Consider the following 21,461-nt stretch of genomic DNA (forward strand, 5'->3'; position numbering starts at 1 on the left):
AATTAATATGATAATAGTATTCGGTGGTTCGTTCAAAATAATCGTTAAACACAATAATAGAGAGGGAAAAATGACCACCTTCAGTCAAATCAAGTCAACACGAGTAGAAAACACCAACATCCCCTTTTCGCGCAAGCTGCTCGCCAGCGGTATTGCATCCATGTTGGTTGCCAGTGCCGGTTTGGCCGTGCTTAGCCACGGCGCTTTTGCGCAGCAAGCTGCAACAGCAACAGCAACAGCAACCACAGCGGATAAGGATATTGAAGAGGTAGAGGTTTCAGGTATTCGTTTCAGTCAACGCAGCGCACTGGATCGCAAAAAAGCGGCAGTGACCATGACTGACTCTTTGGTAGCCGAAGATATTGGCGCCTTCCCCGATAAAAATATCGCTGAAGCATTGCAACGGATTCCCGGTGTACAAATTGGCCGCGACAACGGCGAAGGCTCATCGGTAAGTGTGCGTGGTGTAGACCCTGATTTACTGCGCGTGGAATTGAACAGCGTTGGTGCTATGGGTATGGGCGGCAGCCGCGGCGTGGACTTCCGCGATATGGCTTCTGAATTAGTTAAATCGTTGGACGTTATTAAAGGTTCCGAAGCGCGTTTAACTGAAGGCGGTCTTGGCGGTACCATTCAAGTGAACACCCGCAAGCCGAATGAGTTTAAAGAAAACTTTTTTTCTGCTAATGGCGAAGTGCAGTACAACGATCTTATTGGCGATGCCATGCCAAAAACCAATTTCATTGGTGTATACAAATTTAATGAAAAACTCGGTGTGTTGGTAAACGTTACCGCTGCCGATAAAGACACAGTACTGCACGGTATTCGCAATACTGAATGGCAGCGCTTTGCGGATTACGACCAATCGGCAGAAAAAACTACAGTAAATCCAAAATACGAAAACATTACTGAAAAATCCGGTTGTGCTGGTATTAGTGTTGTTGCTGACCGAAATACTTGTTTAGCACAATGGGACGAATTTTCACCGAGTTTGCCACGCTATGGTATTTGGGAGCGCGGTGAAAAACGCCTGAGCGCCAATACTATGGTGCAATACGCATTTACCGATAACCTTTCAGCCTATGTGGGTTATACATACAACGAACGAGACAAGACTGCTTATGACACAAACTTACAGTTTGAAACCAACTCGGCTGCACGCGTCAACCCGCAAAGTGTTATTTGGGATGATAGACACAATATAGTTGGCTTCAAAACAGCCAATGCCACCATTAGTAATCGTGTGCTGGATATTGATTGGTATCAAGAAAGCAGCATGGTGGAAACCGGTTTTGAATATAGCCTAGACAAATTCCAAGCATCTGGTGTTATTGCTCGCTCTACCTCGGAGCAGGATATTGATTCGCGCGGCACTACCGTGTGGGCAGGTGGCATTGTTGATTTAGAAGTTAACTTAAACCGCCAAGGCTTACCCGATATTGATTTAAGCAATGCCTATATTAGAAACGCCAATGACTTAACTGACACATCAAATAAATTCAATGTGAATGATCCGGCCAGTTACTCTGGCGGTGCATCCTACAATTATCGTCCGGAGCAAGATGAAACTCAGGAAGATATGACCAAGTTGGATTTTGCCTATTCACCTGATAGTGGCTTTTTTACCAAATTCCAAACCGGTTACCAATACAACAGCCAGGAATTTGTGAATGCTAAATTTGCCTATAACATTATCCGCAACGTCGGTGCCAGCTACAACGATCAAATGTGGACTGTAGCAGACCAAATTGCGTTGATTGAAGGTCGCACAGAAAGCACGCCCGATTTCTTTAAAAATTTCAGCCTCTCGACTTACGCACCTAGCTCTTGGCAAGCTATAGATTCTAAGGCAATTCTGGAAGAACTAAGAGCAATTAGTGCTGATAATACTACGCGCACCGACCTTAATGTGAATCGCGGTAATTTTGATGTAGAGGTTGCAACCAATGCACTCTACGGTCAAGCAAACTTTGAAATGGCCATCGGTAGCTTACCCTTGACAGGTAACTTTGGTGTACGTGTCGTGGACACTAAAACTGCAGCCAATGGTGATGTCACTATCCGCGTGATGGTGGATCAATTAGATGCAAATGGAAATCCGGTAGTTAACCCCGTTACCGGTGCGTTTGCAGCGCCAGTAGAAGATCTGGATCATCCAGATACATTTAATGGTCGCAAAACTATTAAAGAAGACTATACCGAAACACTGCCAAGTTTGAACCTGACTTTAGGTTTAATTCCAAACGAGCTGGAATTGTATTTTGGCCTAGCAAAAGTAATGGCGCATCCACGCATTGCAGATATTAACGTCAATGCTACCTGTATTATTAATGATTACACGCAAGCAGAAATAGATGACCTGCCAGATACCTGTACTGCAGGAAATCCTGCACTAAAACCTTACGTTGCTAATCAAATGGATTTGGCATTAACTTGGTATCCCAATGAGGACTCTATTGTTTCTGCGGTTTTATTCAACAAAGAAATGGATAGTTGGATCGTTGATCCAGACACCACCCGTGATGTGGACTTTTTCAATGATGGCCGCTTGTGGGATGTACGCCAGAAATATAATAGTAGTGGAGCTAAAACAACTGGTTTAGAACTGCAAGCCAGCACTATGTTTACCATGTTGCCTGCCCCATTCGACGGTTTTGGTGGTTCAGTTAACTACACTTATATGGAAGCAGAAGATGTTGGTTTGTTTAACGCCCTTACAGGAGAAGAGTTACCCTTCCCATCTCAATCTGAAGATAGCTATAACATCTCTGCTTTCTACGAAACAGAGGCTTGGGGCATGCGTGTAGCTTATAACTTCCGTAGTGAATATCTGGTAAAAGCTTCTGATCGTTCAGGCAACCCCTTGTTAGTGGATGATGCTGGTTATTTGGATGCAAAATTCAATTACAACATTACCGAAAATTTGAAGTTCTATATTGACGGTCGCAACCTGACGAGTGAAGTGGTGCACATCAATTCCGGCACAGGCCGTATGTCGCAATACGACTACTCCGGAAGAGAATATGCGATAGGTATTACCTATAAAATGTAGGCATTCAGCGCCAAACATTGAGAATATTTTTCAAAAACAATCAAGGATATTAAACCATGTCAAAATATATAATCTTAATTTTCCAGTTATCATTTTTTTTAAGTAACTTTGCTATCGCTTCAGAATCAAACTGCGGACCAGCTCCTTATGAACCTAGACAATACTGTGACAACATAAATGATGCAGTACAAAGAAATGATTGTTTTCTCAATTATGAATTTGCTATGTATGGATATAATATTGATCTGGAGAATTGGAATCACTGCAGAAAAGTTCATAACGAATGGACAGATGGAGAGGTATTATGGGTTACTAAAAAAGAAAGAGTATGTATAAATAAAATATTCCCAATTTATGGTAATAATTGGTTTATTGGCGAGCGTTCAAATATAGGTGGTTACGATTCAGGAAATGCGGGATGGTATTGTGATGAAGTATTTGTTCCTGAAACAATAGAGCAAACGCATTACTATCAAGACTACAATGGATCTGGCCCACTCTGCGAAGCCTACTTGGGAAATCCGATTCGCACAGAGCCAAGACCTGTATGTAGAGAAATGGAAATTCAAGTCTATGTAGGAGGCTAAAGTATCTTAAACCCCGACTAATCCTCGGGGTTTTTTATTATCAACCTTTAAGGAGAATAACCAATAATGAAACTCTCTTATATCAACATATCCCTTAATAGCCTAAAGCAGCCTTGGTTGCGCAAGGCAGTTTTTTCAGTTTGTGCACTCACCGCTTTATCAGTCCCGCTGAGCCAAGCGCATCAACAGCAGGATAAGAAAAAACCCGATTGCCGTGAATCACAAACCTGTGAAGTTAAAAAATCTGTGGAGAATCTGGATCGCGGTTTAGTCGTGATTACAACCGAAAACGGCAATGCCATTAGCTGGCGTTTACTGCAAAAAGATCCTACCAACAAAGGCTTTCATGTATTTCGCAACGGTAAAAAATTAACCAAAAAGCCGCTGGACTCCGCCACCTTTTTTATGGATACCCAAGGCAAAGCGGGCGATAAATATCATGTGATGATTGAAGGTGAACATCACCTGCAAGATAAAAAAGCGAATAGCGCAACGGCATGGAGCAACGCTTATTTAAGTATTCCACTCAACAAACCCAAAGGTGATTCCATTTTGGGTGTGATGCACGATTACAGCGCGAACGATGCAAGTGTTGCCGATTTGGATGGTGATGGCGACTATGAAGTAATTGTGAAATGGAACCCCAGCAACGCCAAGGACAACTCCCAAAGCGGTTATACCGGTAATGTGTTTATCGACGCTTATACCCTGGAAGGCGAACAACTCTGGCGAATTAATTTGGGCAAAAATATTCGCGCCGGTGCGCACTACACCCAATTTATCGCCTACGACTTTGATGGCGATGGCCGCGCTGAAATCGCGATGAAAACTGCAGATGGCACAGTCGATGGTCGCGGTACAGTGATTGGGGATGCAAGTGCCGATTATCGCAACAGCAGCGGTTATATTTTAAATGGTCCAGAATATTTAACCATGTTTGATGGTTTGTCGGGCGAAGCGCTGGACACTATTGATTATGTTCCGCAGCGCGGCAATGTCGGCAGCTGGGGCGATACCTATGGCAACCGCGTGGATCGCTTTCTGGCGGGTGTTGCTTATTTGAATGGTGAAACACCAAGTTTATTTATGGCCCGTGGTTATTACACCCGCGCGGTGGTTGCTGCATTTGATTGGGTCGATGGAAAATTCAGCGAGCGCTGGGTGTTTGATACCAATAACGCCAATGGCGATGAAATTGTTTACGGCCAGGGTGCACACAGTTTGTCGGTTGCCGATGTGGATAGCGATGGTCGCGATGAAATTATTTACGGTGCTGCTACCATCGACGATGACGGACATGCACTTTACAGCACAGGTTTAGGCCACGGCGATGCACTGCATGTTTCCGACATAGACCCTACTCGCCCCGGCCAGGAAATTTTTATGGTGCATGAATGCCCCTCCTGCTACACCAAAGACGGTATGGAATACGGAGTGGAATTGCACGATGCGGCCACCGGCCAAATATTGTGGAGCCGCCCAACTAACGGTGGCGATATTGGTCGCGGTGTGAGTATTGATATAGACCCCCGTTTTGCAGGCAATGAAAACTGGAGCTCTTCTGCCGTTGCTGGATTGGTAGCAGCCAATGGTCAATTGATTGGTGATGTTCGCCCACCCCAAGTTAATTTTGCACTCTGGTGGGATGGTGATTTGTTACGCGAAATTCTGGACGGTAACAAAGTATATAAATGGGATTACGAAAATAGTGTTTCCAATATTATTTTGAATGGCGATTTATACAGCGCAGTGTCTGCCAATGGTACCAAAGCCACACCTGCTATTTCTGCTGATATTATTGGTGATTGGCGCGAAGAAGTGGTTTGGGCCAAAGCGGACAGCAGCGAGCTAATGATCTTCTCCAGCCCGATTCCCACCAATCATCGCATTCCTACCCTGATGCAAAACCCGCAATACCGTGTAGCGATTGCCTGGCAAAATGTAGGTTACAACCAACCACCGCACCCGAGCTTCTATTTGGGTAGCGATATGCAAACAGTGCCCGACTATGCCACAACCAGTGTTAAAGGTACTCGCTGGGCAAAATTAGTCGCGCAAGGCGATACGAACAAAGTGACTGTGCGCCTGTATAGCAACAAAGCAAAATTTAACGGTGCTCATATTTTCCGCAGCACTGAGGACGCACCAGACAATAAAATTCGAATTGGTTATATTCATGGCGATCAAGGTGAACTGATCGATACCAATGTAGTGCCGGATGTAAATTATATTTACTCCGCTGAACTGCGCGGTGGTAAAAAACATCGTCAACTCGATGCTGGAACATCCAAAACCCAATTGTCAGTTAGCTTAATTCCGCAAGTGGAATTAAATATTATCAACAACATGGTGCCAGTACAGCTAACCTGGCGCAGCGAAAATATGGAATTACGCAGCATTCATATTTATCGCGCAGAAACGCCAGACAATACACAACCGGCGGATTTTTCCAGCAGTCAATTAATTGGTAGCGCAGCAACTGACAGCCTGAGCTGGCAAGATGCCAGTGCCACTGCCGGTAAAAATTATTACTACTGGGTTGAGCTTGATAACGCGACAACAAACGAATTGGTGCGCACAGCGCCTGCTTACGTCGACACAATACTCGAACCAAAAACCAATCTAGTGAGTAGTAAGGTTAGCAATGGCATTAATTTGAGCTGGAAGCTGCAAGACTTCCCATCTATTCGCGTAGTTGAGATCTATCGCAATACCCGCAACCAAGCCAGTGGTAGAACCCGTGTTATCGCTAGCGCTCCGCAAGAGGGAACGCTAGTAGATATCGGCGTAGTAGCAGGAACAACCTATTGGTATATGTTCAAACTCACTATGACTGATGGCACCACGGTAAATACCATACCGGAAGCCTGCATTACATACTAAAACTCCGCATCAAAAAAATGCCGACTGTTTTTTACAGCTCGGCATTTTTTTATTGCCCGATCATTTATAACCACAACGAGGATTTATTGTGAAGCTCACACAAACACTCGCCATCGCACTAACGATTAGCAGTAGCTTGATGTTTACGTCACCTCAGGCAGAACCCATTAGCAATAAAATCCCTGAGCGAGAACAAACTATCACCACCGTTAAAAAACTTGCTTCAGCGGAGGTGGCAAGACTAAAAGAAATAGAAACCAAACCTGAATTAAAACGGCGGCACATTAACACCAACTGGATTTCCGCCACATTTTTTGTCGGTACCGCCAAATTAGTGGATGTTGCCAATGTGCCAGATGTGCTCGCATTTAACATGGAAACTGCACAGCGTTTTAACTACGCCCACCAAGGCCACGGCGCGCCGGTGCACTTAATTAATGCTGATGACCAAGCCATTGGTGATTTATATCAAGCTATTTATTTACGCACCGGTTTGCCCGGCGTGCTTATGCCGCTGCAACAGCGGCTGGATTACACCCTGCCCTATTTAAGCCTTGAACCTGCTCCGAAAAAATTAGTCTGGTGGTGGTGCGATTCATTATTTATGGCGCCGCCGGTATTAACACGCATGTCGGCAATTACCGGCGATGCAAAATATATCGATGCCATGGATAAACAATTCTGGCGCGTATACGAGCGCCTCTACGACAAAGACGTTAATTTATTTGCACGCGATGAACGTTTTATCGAGCGCCGCTCCGCCAATGGTAAAAAAATATTCTGGTCGCGCGGGCAAGGTTGGGTAGTGGCAGGACTCGCCCGTATTCTGGAAGCCATGCCGGAGAATTATCCAAGCCGACCGCAGTATGTGAAATTATTTCAGGAGATGATGGCTAGTATCGCCAAACTCCAACAGCCAGACGGACTCTGGCGCGCAAGCTTGTTGGATCTGGAAGCCTACCCGGAACCGGAAACCTCCGGTACTGCATTTTTTACCTATGCCCTGGCCTTTGGCATTAATCACGGTTTACTCGAACGCGATAAGTATTTACCGCAAGTGCTGAAAGGCTGGGCGGGTTTAAATAATTATATTTTGCCCAGCGGTATATTGGGTCAGGTGCAATCTGCGGGCGACCAACCCGTGCCCACCAAACGTGAAACTACCGCGCTTTATGCCTCGGGCGCCTTTATTTTAGCGGGCTTGGAAATTGCCAATTTAAATCAACCGATTACTAAACTACCGCTGCCATTACCCAAACCGCCCAAACCGGAATATCACGCCAGCGATATTCCACCCAGCCCTTTACCCGCCAACCCAACTCCTGAGCAAGTGCGTGAGGACCAACGCCGCAATGCCGAAAAACAAGCGGTAAAAGATTTAATGTTTGATCCCTGGGTGGATTATTCACAGCCATAATATTCAGCCATTTATTTTTCACTTGAGGCTGAAAATGGATACCCGCTAACGCGGGTATCGCAATGATGGTTTAAAAATCATCGCCGCCGAAATAATGGCAGCGGCTGAATGACTGAGCGGCCATAGAGCACACTAATACCCGATAAACCTTTGAGCGCATCCGCAACAGATTTGTCGGTGCGAATGGCAAAACTGGTGAAGCCACATTGACGCATATGGCTCAACTGATCGCGCAATACATCGCCCACTGCACGCAATTCCCCGGCCCAACCCAAGCGGGTGCGCAATACGTAGGCTTGGGTGTATGCGCGGCCATCGCGAAAGCTGGGGAATTGCAGCGCAATTATGGGCACTACCGCTAACCATTGTTTTACGGGTTCTTCCTCTTCATCAGGCGCGAGCCAAAAACCCTGTACACTTTGCTGTTCGCCGCGCAGTACGGGATCCGGCTGACACTTTTGCCACAGGGAAAAGGGCAGAATCAGTTTTTGGTGCGCAGAAAACTCAACCAATTCAGTTTCAGAACTAATAAACACCCAGGGGTCTTGCTCCACAATGTGCGCACCGTCTTGCACAAGTGCAATAATATTATTCATGGCAAAACCTCCATGGGTTGCTGCTGCGGTGACGCTGAGCTTTGGTAGAGGCTTTCTTTAAAGGGATCAATACCAATTCGCTGCACCACATCAATGAACGGTTCATCCACTTCGCGATAATGTTTGTAAGTGGTGATGATTTTTTCAATCACATCTGGCATTTCTGCAGCAGAAAATGCCGGGCCAATCACCTTACCTAAACGACTCTCATTGCCCTGAGCACCACCCAATGTGACCTGATAAAACTCGCTGCCATTTTTATCCACACCCAATATGCCGATATTGCCGATGTGGTGATGGCCACAGGCATTCATACAGCCGGAAATATTTAAACTAAGCTCACCAGCATCGTGCAAATAATCCAGATCTTCAAAACGCTGTTGAATTGCCTGGGCGATGGGAATGGATTTGGCGTTGGCAAGCGAGCAATAATCGCCGCCGGGGCAAGCGATAATATCGGTGAGCAGCCCGGCGTTGGGTGTTGCCATGCCGATCAAATCCAGCGCTTGCCACAAGGCAAATAAATCCGCTTTGCGCACATCCGGTAACACCAGATTTTGCTCATGGGCGACACGCACTTCACCAAAACCAAATTGTTCGGCGAGTAAAGCAATCACCTCCATTTGTTCAGCGGTAACATCACCCGGCGGCGCGCTTATGCCCGGCTTGGTGGAAATAATAACCGCCGCATAACCCGTCACTTTATGCGCGATTACACTGCGCGCAACCCAGCGGGAAAATTCCGCATGCTTAAACAACTGGGTGTTGTAATCAAAATTCTGTGCGGGTAAAAATTCATAGGCCGGTGCAACAAACGCGGCGGCAATACGCTGGTATTCCTGATCAGTAATTTCCGCCGGGCCACTATTAATCGCTTGCCACTCGCGCTGCACTTCCTCTGCAAACGCGGCAATACCCAGCGCCTTCACCAGAATTTTAATGCGCGCTTTGTATTTGTTATCGCGCCGACCATGGCGATTGTATACACGCAAAATGGCTTCCACGTAGGAGAGCAAATGGCGCCAGGGCAAATCCTCTTTAATCGCCAAACCGATAATTGGCGTGCGCCCCAAGCCACCGCCCACATAAACGCGCAGCAGCATTTCACCGTTATTCGCGCGATAAACATGCAAGCCAATGTCATGCACTTTTATCGCGGCGCGATCTTGTTCAGCCGAGGAAATCGCAATTTTAAATTTGCGCGGTAAAAATAAAAATTCCGGGTTGATGGTTGACCACTGGCGCAATAATTCGGCCAAGGGCCGCGGGTCGATAATTTCATCCGCCGCGACACCCGCAAAAGCTTCGGTGGTGACATTGCGCACACAGTTGCCCGAGGTCTGAATCGCATGCATTTGCGCAGCGGCCAGGCAATCCAGAATATCCGGCGCTTGCTCTAATTGAATCCAATTAAATTGAATATTCTGGCGCGTGGTGAAATGGCCGTAACCTTTATCGTAAGTGCGTGCAATGTACGCCAGCGTGCGTAACTGATTACTGGATAACACGCCGTAAGGAATCGCCACACGCAACATGTAGGCGTGTTTTTGCAGATACAAACCATTTTGCAAGCGCAGCGGTAAAAACTCCTCTTCCGTCAGCTCATCACTCAAACGACGCGCAACTTGATCCCTGAATTGTTCCACCCGTTCACGCACCAGCGCGTAATCATAATCATCGTAGCTATACATAACAGAGCACCACACACATAACAGAGCACCAGATTGGCAGCCAAGGTTGATCGCTTACCTTAGCCCTGCTCTGTACTGCAGAACAGTTGCAGATAACCAGAATTTCTACAGATCAGATACGCGATGAACCAATCTGAACGGCTGCATCTGCTACGGTGTTTTTCGCTGAAACTGAATCTGTTACCAGTACAGATGGAATCGCATACTGACTGCACAATGACTGACCAAACGAAGAGAAGCACGTCATGAGCGAACATATTCCTGTACAACAGCTGCCCTCCTCTCACAAACCCACGCCCGCTGAACGCGGCGGGAAAATTCATACGCGCAGTTTTAACGGGGTTTTTCGCCGCCTGCGCATCAGTATCGCCGGTGTACTGGCACTATTATTTTTTGGTACTGCCTGGATTAACTGGGACGGACACCAAGCAGTGTTGTGGGATTTAACCGAGCGAAAATTCTATGTGTTTGGCACCACATTTTTACCTGAGGATTTTTTACTGCTCGCGTTTGTCATGAGCATCAGCGCATTTTTATTGCTCGCCGTTACGGTAATAGCCGGGCGAGTCTGGTGCGGTTACGCCTGCCCACAAAGCACTTGGACCTGGGCATTTATGTGGATGGAAAAAATCACCGAGGGCGACAGTTATCAACGGGTGAAACTGGATGCAGCGCCTTGGTCTTTGAACAAATTTTTTCGTCGCAGCAGCAAACATTGTTTGTGGTTACTCGCTTCGCTCGCCACCGGCATCGCCTTTATGGGCTACTTTATGCCGGTGCGCGATTTGGTGAGCGATTTAGTCACTGTGCAACTGGAAGGCAATTACGCATTTTGGGTATTTTTTATCGCCGGTATGACCTACCTCAATGGCGGCTGGCTGCGCGAAAAAGTCTGCACCCACATGTGCCCTTACGCGCGATTCCAAAGCGTGATGTTTGATAAAGACACATTAATTATCGGTTACGATGCGCAGCGTGGTGAGAGTCGTGGAGCACGCAGAAAAGATGAGGATCATCACGCAAAAAATTTGGGTGATTGCATCGACTGCCATATGTGCGTGCAGGTTTGTCCAACCGGTATTGATATTCGCAACGGTTTACAAATGGACTGTATCGGTTGCGCCGCCTGTGTGGATGCCTGCGACTCGGTGATGGATAAAATGGGTTATGCGCGCGGTTTGGTGAGTTATACCAGTGAACGCCTATTGGAGCTGCCGCCCACGCAACGCAGCGCGATAAAACCCGGCATTCGTTGGCGCACCAGCCTCATTGCCTATGCCGTCGCGATTGCCGCACTTCTGGCAATTCTTGCGCTGAGCTTAAATGCGCGGGAGCAAATGGCACTGAGTGCTTATCGCGACCGCAATGTATTGCGCACCAATTCACTCGGTGAAAAAGTGAATGTTTATCGCCTGAAATTAACCAACAAAACCCAACAAATACAGACCTATCAACTCACCTTGGCAAGCGATAAACCGCTGTATTTAACCAAAACTTATCATCTGACTTTGGCCGCCGGTGAACGCGTAGAATTACCGGTCGCGGTAGCCCTAAAAAACCATGATCCGGTCCACAACAAGGGTAGCCATATCGATTTTAATTTCCAGATGAGCAATGTAAATCAGCCGGAACAAACCATTGATCAATCCGCCAGTTTTATCTACCAGAGTAAATAGGCAGTTGGGCAACACTATCGGAACACCGGGGGCTGGCTTATCATTCGCTTATGAAACTCTATGAACAATTTGCAGAAAACATCGCCGAACTGATTCGCACCGGTACTTTGAAGCCGGGCGAAAAAATTCCGTCGGTGCGTACCGCCAGCCGCACCCATAGCATCAGTGCCGCCACCGTTTTTCAGGCCTATTACTTATTGGAGCGGCGCGGGCTCATTGAAGCCCGCGCGCGCTCCGGTTATGTGGTGCGCAACAATGCGGGCAGCCTGCTCGCCGAACCGCAATTAAATGACAACGCGCAAGCGCGGCATGAAATTGCGGCTACCGAGGTGGATGTCAGTGAATTGGTTTTTTCTGTGTTGGATTCCATTAAAGACCCACACACCATTCCCTTGGGTTCCGCCTTTCCCAGCCCGGATTTATTCCCCCTGCCACGGCTGGCGCGCTCCATGAATAAAGCGCTGCGCGATATGTCGCCGCAGGCCATAGTGACCGACATGACCAGCGGCAACGCGAATTTGCGTCGCCAAATTTTGTTGCGTGCTATGACCGCCAACAACAAATACACCGCCGATGAATTGATTATTACCAGCGGCGCCTTGGAAGCGCTGAGTTTATCGCTGCAAACCGTGACCAGCCCCGGCGATATGGTGGCGATTGAGTCGCCCGCTTTTTATGCCTGTTTGCAAGTGCTGGAACGGTTGAAATTAAAAGCGGTAGAAATTCCGGTTCATCCAAGCGAAGGCATGGACCTGGATATTTTGGCCGACACCCTCACGCGCTTACCAATTAAAGCGATTTGGGTGATGAGCAGTTACCACAATCCGCTCGGCGCCAGCATGAGCGATGACAAGAAAAAAGCCTTTTGCGAGTTAATTGCACAACATCAAATTCCCACGATTGAGGACGATGTTTACGCCGAACTCTATTTTGGCAACCAGCAAGCCAAACCCTTAAAAAGTTTTGATCAACATAATTTAATTATGTATTGCAGTTCTTTTTCTAAAAGCCTGGCACCAGGCTATAGAGTCGGTTGGGTAGCGGGTGGAAAGTTCGCCGAAAAAATTTATCGCCTGCAACTCATGAGCACCATCTCCCCTTCGGTGCCTGCACAAGCAGCGATTGCTGATTATTTACAGCACGGCGGTTTTGATCGCCACTTGCGCAAACTGCGCGAAACCCTTGAAGCGCAGCAACAACACATGTTGCTGGCAATCGAAAAATATTTCCCCAGCGGCACCCGCGTAACCCAACCCAAGGGTGGTTATTTTTTGTGGGTAGAATTGCCCACGCAGGTAGATTCACTGCAACTCTTCAAACTCGCCCTCGCCCAAGGTATCAGTATTGCCCCCGGCCCCATATTCTCCGCCTCCCGCCGCTTCCGCCACTGTATCCGCTTAAACTACGGCAATACCTGGACGCCACACATAGAAGAAGCAATGAAAATCTTAGGGCGATTGATGGCGTCGTTTTGAGGTAAACAATATTTTTTATCAACACCGTTGTTATGTTATCTATCTGAATAACCAAATGTAAAAAATCCCCATGATTTTCGAATCATGGGGATTTTTTTGTCCCAATATGCCCTAAATTCCCGTTAGTCTCATTTACTGGTTTTTACAGGCAACTTCATATCCTCACCCAAATAAAAGCTCGGATGTGGCGGTTGGTTGTAGGCGGTGTTTTGCCAGGCAATCGCAACGCGGTATTGCGGGTCTTGCATAAGTGTCGTCAGGCCGATGTCTGTCGGGATGTTGGTGGAATAAATACGCAGGGATTTGTTGTCCTCCGCACGCAAAATTAATTCCTCACGCCAATCGCCAAGTATATCGGCAGACAAGGCTGGGTTGGCTTTGGTGCCGTTGTTGGAGCTAGTACCTTCGGTGACTAACAGCGGCACACTTGTATTATTCATCCAATCCCATTTATAAATGGTTGTGCCATCCAATAATTCACGCAGCAAATCGCCGTCCCACCAGATGGCAAAATTCACCTGTTTTGGTCGCGCGGGTGCCGCAACTTCGCCTTTGGCATTAAATAATTCCAGTGCATTCAATGCCCAGTTTTCTGCACCTGGGTGACGCGGGTCTATATCTGCCGCCAAACCGCGACCGTTATCTTTTTCAGTAGGTTTACTCCACAACACTTTCCCGTCAGCGGCGTTGATTAGCGCAGAACCTATACCGCCATTACTGCGCGGGGATTCATACACACCAAACACCTCCAAACCGGGATTTTCCAAATTCAAATCTGACACATGTAGCGCATCGCCGTGGCCAAACCTAGTTGTCCATTTGGGTGAACCATCGTGATCAATAGCCATAGCGCCGTAAATAATTTCGTCTTTACCATCGCTATCTATATCCGCAACGGATAATTGATGATTGCCCTGCCCGCTAAAACCTTCGGGAACGTCATGTGCTGCAGAATCAAAAACCCAACGCGTTGAGATTTTCCCCTCGCGGAAATCGTAGGCGGCGACTACGCTGCGAGCATAATAACCGCGCGCCATAATGACACTCGGGCGCACACCATCCAAATAGGCGACACCCGCTAAATAACGCTCGGAGCGATTGCCGTAACCATCGCCCCATACAGCTTTCATTTGCTCGGCGGTTGGATTGTTATTGCCCGGTGCACGCTGGGGAATATAGGGCACGGTATCCAATACTTTTCCGGTTTCGCCTTCAAATACGGAAAAATATTCCGGCCCGGTTAATACGCGGCCGACTAATTGCCCCATATATTTTCCCTCCGGTGTTACTACAGAACCGGTGCGATCACTTACCTCCAATTCACCCGCATGACTCACCCAGTCCGCCTTGGCGTCACCGATGATTGTTCCCTCGCCATCGGTTGTGCCATCTGCGGTTTTCAGGGCGATTTCAGCGCGACCATCGCCGTCAAAGTCGTACACCATAAATTGGGTGTAATGCGCACCTGAGCGAATATTTTTACCTAAATTAATTCGCCAGAGTTGTTTTCCCTCCAAAGTATAGGCATCCAAATAGGTAACACCTGTATAACCACCAAAAGCGTTATCTTTAGAATTATTTGGGTCCCACTTCAATACAATTTCGTAACGGCCATCGCCATCCAAATCCCCTACACTCACGTCATTGGCGGTGTAGGAATACATCTGACCATCGGGGGTTTTATCATCGGCCGGTGGTGTGATTGGAATATTTAGGTAGGGTTGATCCCAAGCACGCGCACTGGCAATAACTTGTTTACCCACACGCAATTCGTAACTTGCACCGGCTTTGCCCTTGGTATCCAAAAAATTGCTACGATTACCGACTGCAGTTCCGGGAATTTTTTCGCCATCGCGATAAATATCCACCGCAAAATCGCTGTTATCCTCCAACAATTTTCGCCAACTAACCAACACACCTTCTGCGGCAGGCACAGCGATTAAACCGCGATCCAGCACTTCCATTTGCCGCGCAACTTGCTGGGAATCTGTAGCCGCCACAACTTGGGAATTTACCCCAGCAACAGATGAACTAATCACTGCGGACTGCACCGTTTCCGCCGTTTGCTCTGAGCAGCCAACTACAGCCAGTGCCAATACCACAGGTGCTAAAACCAGCTTTAGTCTATTGAAAGCAGTATTAGTGGATAAAAAATGCATTGGAAAACCTCGCTGGTTGATTTTTATAATGAGCCGTCAGGAAAGCAGTGAAATTTTATTTTTCGTCATACCCGCGAACGCGGGTATCCATAATCACAGACCCAACAAGGGTTTTAATTCTGCGGCGACAAACCTTGCATTTAATTCCGCCCCAGCTTTGCTGGTATGGGTATGTTTGTCAGCAAAAAGGGCATCCACTTTTTTCGCACCTAATTGCTCATATTCAGCAGCGATAACAGTGTTTAAATCGATAAATGCGCTACCGCTTTGTAGCGCCACCTGACGCGCCCAATCGGGATAGGAATCTGGTGAGCGGGCGATTTTTTTGCTATCCCAAATTTTGCGCGGCACCGACGAACAGACGACTGTAATAATGCCGCGTGCACGGGCTTCGCCAATAAATTTGCGCAAATAACCACCGTAGCTGTATACGGTTTCCGGCTTTCCAGTCAGTTGGTTTTCTATTTGTTCATAGTTGTCGGCAACACCTTTGAGCGTACCGCGCGCACGACTGTTGTCGTTAATGGGAGCGTTATCGTTGTGGCCAAACTGCATCACTAATACATCGCCGGGGCGCATCATATTTAAGGTGCGCTGCCAGTAACCGCCAGTATAAAAAGTACGGCTGCTCAATCCGCCTACCGCGCGGTTTACTACATTGATTTTTTTAGGGTTTAAATGCGATTGTAAAAAATCGCCCCAACCCCATTCGCCATTGCCGCCAATACCACCGCCGTTGCGCACGGTTGAGTCGCCAATTAAAAAGACCGAACGCAAATTATTGTTGGCAGGCATTGGCAAACGCAGCCAGGTCATTTCGTCGGCTGCAACCGCCGCACCTTTTTCATTGAGCAGATCATTAAATAACTGTTCATCAGATAAGCGTTTATTAGATAAAAAGGGACGTAAACCTTTAAAGGCAGCGAGTGCGGTTTCTGCATGAAGCTGCGCACCCTGCGGGTTAAAGTGAGTGTGATCTTTTGGATAAAGGGCGGCAGTTTTTTCTTCTCCCAGCGCCTCCAACTTATCGGCCACCAAATTATTTAGATCCACAAAATGCGTATTCAGCTCCAGTGCTAACTCGTAAGCCCAGCGCCCGTAGCTACCATTGCGCTCCAATTTTCCGGCTTGCCATAGATTGCGTTGGGTGAGCGACATTAAAATCGGCGTAGCATTTTTAGCGCGCACGTCTTTTACCATCTTGCGAATGTAGTGGCCGAAGGTGTAAACCGTTTCCTGCTGTTGGGTGAGCAGGTTATTAATGGTGATAGCTTCTGTGCCTATACCCGGCAAGGTGCCGCGTGCACGGGTTGTATCATTTATCGGGCTGGCATCGTTATGGCCAAATTGGATGATGACTATATCGCCTGCGGAAACGTCATCGATTAAGGCTTGCCACAAACCTTCCGCGATAAATGTGCGACTACTACGGCCGCCGCGCGCGCGATTAATCACTTCCGCTTTAGCGGCATCCACATAATCACCCAATAACGCCCCCCAGCCTTGCTGATCGGGTTGACTGTAAGTCGCTGCGGTGGAGTCACCGGCGATAAAAATTTTCGTTTTACTCGTTTTATTAGGCGCACTGTCATCCGCGCAAACTGCTGTACTGATAAGTAAGAAAAAGAACCACAGTACGCGCTGTAAAATACAGCGCGTTAGATTATTTATTTTCATTATTAGCCTCGTAACTTTTTAACTTAATACAGGTTTAACTTAATCCATATTTTAATTTAAGCCATGTTTTAATTTGAGCCATGGATACCCGCATTCGCGGGTATGACCAGAGGTGGATTAATGACTCCAAATAAATTAGATATACCGAATGAAACGAAAAAATTATTTCACCAAAATATCTGGCGTAATTTCTTTGAGCGATGCGCAACCAGAAAGCGCCATAGCCACGCGCAATTCATTGCCTAAAATATCCAATACATTACTAACGCCTTGTTTCTTTTGCGCGGCCAAGCCATAAACCCAGGCGCGACCAATCACCACCGCGTCAGCACCGAGTGCCATAGCGCGCACTATATCCAGCCCCGTGCGAATACCGCTGTCCAACAAAATTTTGATATCGCCCTGGACTGCATCCGCAATCGGTGGCAGTGCACGAATGGAGGAGAGTGCACCATCCAACTGACGGCCGCCATGGTTAGAAACAATCAAACCATCGGCGCCCAGTTTTTTGGCTTCCAGCGCATCTTCCGGGTCCAAAATACCTTTAATAATTAAATCGCCTTTCCATTTATCGCGAATTTGCTCCAGGGTTTTCCAGGTCACACTCGCGTCAAAATTTTTGCTCATCCAACTCCAGAATTCATCGATGCCTGCGCCCTTGCCCAATACGTGGGCGACGTTGCCGAGTGAATGCGGGCGACCACAAATACCCACGTCCCAGGCCCAGCGTGGACTCATCATGGATTGCAACATGCGCGCACTTTGACGGCGGAACATACTGCCGCCTGACAAACCAGAACGAATATCGCGGTAGCGCGATGAAGGTACCGGCATATCCACAGTGAACATTAATGTTTTAGTGCCCGCCTCCACGGCGCGATCCAACATCGCATTTAAAAAGCCGCGATCTTTAATCATGTATAACTGGAACCAGAGTGGGTCTTGTGTTTGTGAACGCACCTCTTCAATCGAACAAGCCGATACAGTTGACAAACAAAAGGGCACACCTTTTTCCTGCGCTGCCTGCGCCGCCAATACTTCACCGCGACGCGCGTTTAACCCGGCAATACCCACCGGCCCGAGAATAATCGGCAGTTTTAAATTCTGGCCGAATAATTCGGTTTCAGTGTTGATAGTGGAAATATCGCGCAGCACCCGCTGACGCAAACCAATGGTTTGTAAATCGGCGCAGTTGTTGCGCAAGGTGGTTTCACTAAAAGAACCACCATCAATATATTCAAACAAGAATTTCGGTAAGCGACGTTTAGCCAGTAAGCGATAGTCTTCAACGTTTGCAGCAATCAAAGGATTCACCTCGGTAAAAATATTGTTAATTAAATTATTTTTTCAGCGCACTACCCGCCAGCGAGCTACCAATCAACGCCAAATTCTGGATTGCCGCCAAACCCCATTGCGCGCTGTCGTTAGTGGAAACCCACGCGGCTTCATCAACCGGGTTTAATACCAGCGGCCCCTCAACCCGCTTAACCTCAGGCACATGATTCGCCTCGCGGAAAAATTCATCCCACGCCCGTTTTGCAAGTGCAGTATCACCAGTTTGCTGCGCCACATAGGCAGTGAGTCGCGAATGCGCATTGGTAAGATTGTTGCCCGTTAAACTCACCCCGAATTCAGCCGCTTGCTGCGCAGCCGGTGCACTATAAAAACGCCCGTAGCGTAACCACGCCGCTTTGAATTCAGGTACATCAATTAATTGATTTAACTCGGCACAGATTTCAATCAAACCAAACACCGCATTGAGGTGCGACACGCGTTTTGGGCGGCCAGATTCTAATGGATCAGCGGGAATAACGGTCATGGCTTTACTATTTATATCAAAGTGGTAACCCTTGGCAAAAAAGCCCAAGTCGTTACCGCCAATTGTGCGCATCGCATTTTCCAGCCAGGTTTTATAGCGTGCATCACCGGTGCGCTCCCAGGCAGTTAACCAATTGGCTGCCGCTGAACCCCAATCCGTACCAATTCCAATATGGGTATTTTTATCGGCCGCCGCCTCCGGGTTTACTTTGCGTGTGGGCAATAAATTCACCAGCTGTTTATCCGCTTCTGCTACTTCCCAGAGCACATCGCCGGTGCGTTCATCGGCGGTTAAAAAATAATGGAAGCGGCGATAGGCGGCAGTGCTAATGCGCAATTGTTTTGCACTGCAACCCCAGTGCTGCACATTGTGGCGGGTACCCAAACCAGCAAAACGACCAAGGTGATAAATATCCACATCGCGATTATGGCGGGTCATGGCTTCAGCGATACGAAATGCGCGTGCATCGCCACTGCGCAAGAAGGAATACCAGAGCCATAAATCCGGCGAGAGTTCGGAGTTATCCCATGCAAAACCACCCACGTCGTAGCGCCATACGTGGCGATCACTGTCGTAGGTGTGCATTACATCGCCGTAATTCCAAAAGCCATACCAATGGCGTTGGTCGATTTGTTGCTGATAAAAATTAATCGACCAATCCAACCGGTCTTCGAGAATTTTTTTAATTGGCGATGAACGATCCGGCAGGCTCCACAGACCACCAAATACACCGGCATCCAAATAGGTTTGCGGCGCAGCAATAATTTGTGCGGGAGTGCGAATGGAATCGGCCAGGTCGATGCATTGTTCGCGCGATGGAGTTGCATCCAATGCGTAAAGCATCATGTCTGATGTGCGCGCAATACCTTGGGGCGATCCAAAACCTGGCTCGTAATCTTCGTAGGTGATTTCCAAACCTTCGATTTGTTTGGCGTAGGTGTCCATGCCCATGCCGTCGTGATAAAAGCGCAAATCCATCGGCGGTGCATCGGGCGACCAGATCCACATTGTCGCTTGTGCTGTTGGTGTGCCCGCTTTGCGAATATCAATTTGTGTGGGATGCAATTGCCAAAAATCGCGCATGCCAAACAACACACCACCGCTGGCGCCACCCACATAAGCAACACCGCCCGCGCGTTTGCCTTGATCCACATCGATCCAGGCATGGCCCGCTTTGGTGCGCTTTTTAATGCTGAAGCCATTGGCGTTTAATTGTGAGAGCGAATAATCATTCCACACCGGAATAAATTGCAGGCGTTCGCTCACGCGTTTATCCCAGGTATTCAGTGCAGGAGTAGCGACGCCATTAATTTGTGCCTCGCGCACCGCTTTGCCGGGGTCGCGCCGCAAACCGGTAATGCCTTGCGGCGACTCCGCCCAGAGGCCACTGCCCTCACCCACAAAACGCACATGACGGTTATAGGTTTCATCACGCTGCGGTACATCAAAACGTAAACCGAGTGCGCGAATAAAATCCTGTTGTTCATCGCCATCAAAAATAAAACTGTGACTGATGCGCACCGCATCGCCACCGGCATGAAAATACAACCGCAATGAAAACGGCAGCCACTCACGCCCATTTGCCGTGCGGTGCATGCCCGATAATTTCACCACCGCGCGCAAGGGCCCGCGCTGTTCAATGTCGGCCTGTTTTATCTGCGCGGAAAAATGTTCTATTTGCAGCGGCTGCTCGCCGTCCGCTTCCGCTTGATTTTGTCGCTGGCCAATAAATCGCGCGTTTTGCAGCAATGTTTTTTTCGCGCGGGTAATTTCATCAATAATCACCTCGCCTTGGGTATTCACTACACAGCGAATCACGCCGGTATCAATCAACAATTTTTTGCCGGATTCTCCAATTGTTACGCTGTGTTTTGCCTTAGGCGCGCGGCCTTTTAATTCACTTTTTTCGATATGGAAAGTTTGCCCCAGCGCTTGCCCGGCAGCTGTGGCATGCCCCGTCCATTTCACTGAACCGTCTGGCCAGGTCGCCATTACCCAGGTTTGTAATGGCTGGTATTTACCAGCTTGATCCACTAAATGCAGTGCATCATTTGTTTTGAGCCTACCCTGCGGCCAGGGCTGCCCCCAGGTATAACCGCAGCGTGCGCGTGGTTCGGCGGTATCCAACCAACCCAGCTGATTGGATTTGGTAAGTAGCGGGTTGCTGGTACTGGATTGCGCTGCTGTCAGGCGGGTACCCGCGATTAACGGCAGGCTGGCGGCCATAGCGCTGTATCTGAAAAGTTCTCGGCGGTTCATGGACTCTACTCACTGCATGCACCCTGAAGGGCGCTCTTTTATCGTTTATTGGATACTAAGCTGCACATGAAGCATGTCCTATTTGTATCACACTTGAATCATATTGACTACATATGATTGAATATGATCGACACATTGAAAGATCGCTGTTATGATCACTTCAAGATCCC

The 21,461-nt window shown here is 47.9% G+C and carries 12 protein-coding genes; 6 read left to right on the plus strand and 6 right to left on the minus strand.

Annotated features, from left to right (window positions below):
- The first annotated feature begins 70 nt into the window (after window positions 1-70).
- The 4 genes from O59_RS11105 to O59_RS21035 all read left to right on the plus strand — a co-directional run bounded on the left by O59_RS11105 (window position 71) and on the right by O59_RS21035 (window position 7,939).
- Complete coding sequence (locus tag O59_RS11105) at window positions 71-3,052, plus strand: TonB-dependent receptor (RefSeq protein WP_007642628.1); 2,982 nt, start codon at window positions 71-73, stop codon at window positions 3,050-3,052.
- Window positions 3,053-3,108: 56 nt separating this feature from the next.
- Window positions 3,109-3,639 carry a hypothetical protein gene (locus O59_RS11110; RefSeq protein WP_040392229.1) on the plus strand — a complete coding sequence of 177 codons (531 nt, stop codon included), beginning with the start codon at window positions 3,109-3,111 and terminating at the stop codon, window positions 3,637-3,639.
- 66 nt (window positions 3,640-3,705) lie between these two features.
- Window positions 3,706-6,522 carry a rhamnogalacturonan lyase gene (locus O59_RS21030; protein WP_007642629.1) on the plus strand — a complete coding sequence of 939 codons (2,817 nt, stop codon included), beginning with the start codon at window positions 3,706-3,708 and terminating at the stop codon, window positions 6,520-6,522.
- An 88-nt stretch (window positions 6,523-6,610) separates the two neighbouring features.
- Complete coding sequence (locus O59_RS21035) at window positions 6,611-7,939, plus strand: glycoside hydrolase family 105 protein (RefSeq protein ID WP_007642630.1); 1,329 nt, start codon at window positions 6,611-6,613, stop codon at window positions 7,937-7,939.
- Window positions 7,940-8,016: 77 nt separating this feature from the next.
- Here O59_RS21035 and O59_RS11125 read toward each other — a convergent pair whose 3' ends face one another.
- Window positions 8,017-8,535 (minus strand): DUF934 domain-containing protein, encoded by a 519-nt coding sequence (locus O59_RS11125; RefSeq protein ID WP_007642631.1) that lies wholly within the window; start codon window positions 8,533-8,535, stop codon window positions 8,017-8,019.
- Window positions 8,532-10,226, minus strand: coding sequence for a nitrite/sulfite reductase (locus tag O59_RS11130; protein ID WP_007642632.1), 1,695 nt, complete (start codon window positions 10,224-10,226; stop codon window positions 8,532-8,534). Before O59_RS11130 ends, O59_RS11125 begins: the two co-directional genes overlap by 4 nt.
- A 245-nt stretch (window positions 10,227-10,471) precedes the next feature.
- Between O59_RS11130 and ccoG the strand changes: the two genes are divergently transcribed.
- Both ccoG and O59_RS11140 read left to right on the plus strand, forming a co-directional pair.
- Window positions 10,472-11,902, plus strand: a complete 1,431-nt coding sequence (gene ccoG, locus O59_RS11135; RefSeq protein ID WP_007642633.1) for a cytochrome c oxidase accessory protein CcoG — start codon at window positions 10,472-10,474, stop codon at window positions 11,900-11,902.
- A gap of 50 nt (window positions 11,903-11,952) precedes the next feature.
- Window positions 11,953-13,377 carry a PLP-dependent aminotransferase family protein gene (locus tag O59_RS11140; RefSeq protein WP_007642634.1) on the plus strand — a complete coding sequence of 475 codons (1,425 nt, stop codon included), beginning with the start codon at window positions 11,953-11,955 and terminating at the stop codon, window positions 13,375-13,377.
- A gap of 128 nt (window positions 13,378-13,505) precedes the next feature.
- Here the strand turns inward: O59_RS11140 and O59_RS11145 are convergent, their stop codons facing one another.
- From O59_RS11145 to O59_RS11160, 4 genes are all read right to left on the minus strand, one after another.
- The gene (locus tag O59_RS11145; protein ID WP_007642635.1) at window positions 13,506-15,536 is read right to left on the minus strand and encodes a rhamnogalacturonan lyase; all 2,031 of its coding nucleotides are present in this window, start codon (window positions 15,534-15,536) and stop codon (window positions 13,506-13,508) included.
- Between the two features lie 93 nt (window positions 15,537-15,629).
- Window positions 15,630-17,213, minus strand: coding sequence for a GDSL-type esterase/lipase family protein (locus O59_RS11150; protein WP_007642636.1), 1,584 nt, complete (start codon window positions 17,211-17,213; stop codon window positions 15,630-15,632).
- A 162-nt stretch (window positions 17,214-17,375) separates the two neighbouring features.
- The gene (lldD, locus tag O59_RS11155; protein WP_007642638.1) at window positions 17,376-18,527 is read right to left on the minus strand and encodes an FMN-dependent L-lactate dehydrogenase LldD; all 1,152 of its coding nucleotides are present in this window, start codon (window positions 18,525-18,527) and stop codon (window positions 17,376-17,378) included.
- 25 nt (window positions 18,528-18,552) lie between these two features.
- Window positions 18,553-21,291, minus strand: coding sequence for a hypothetical protein (locus tag O59_RS11160; RefSeq protein ID WP_040392233.1), 2,739 nt, complete (start codon window positions 21,289-21,291; stop codon window positions 18,553-18,555).
- Window positions 21,292-21,461 lie beyond the last annotated feature (170 nt).

The sequence above is a fragment of the Cellvibrio sp. BR genome, assembly GCF_000263355.1.
Taxonomy (GTDB): domain Bacteria; phylum Pseudomonadota; class Gammaproteobacteria; order Pseudomonadales; family Cellvibrionaceae; genus Cellvibrio.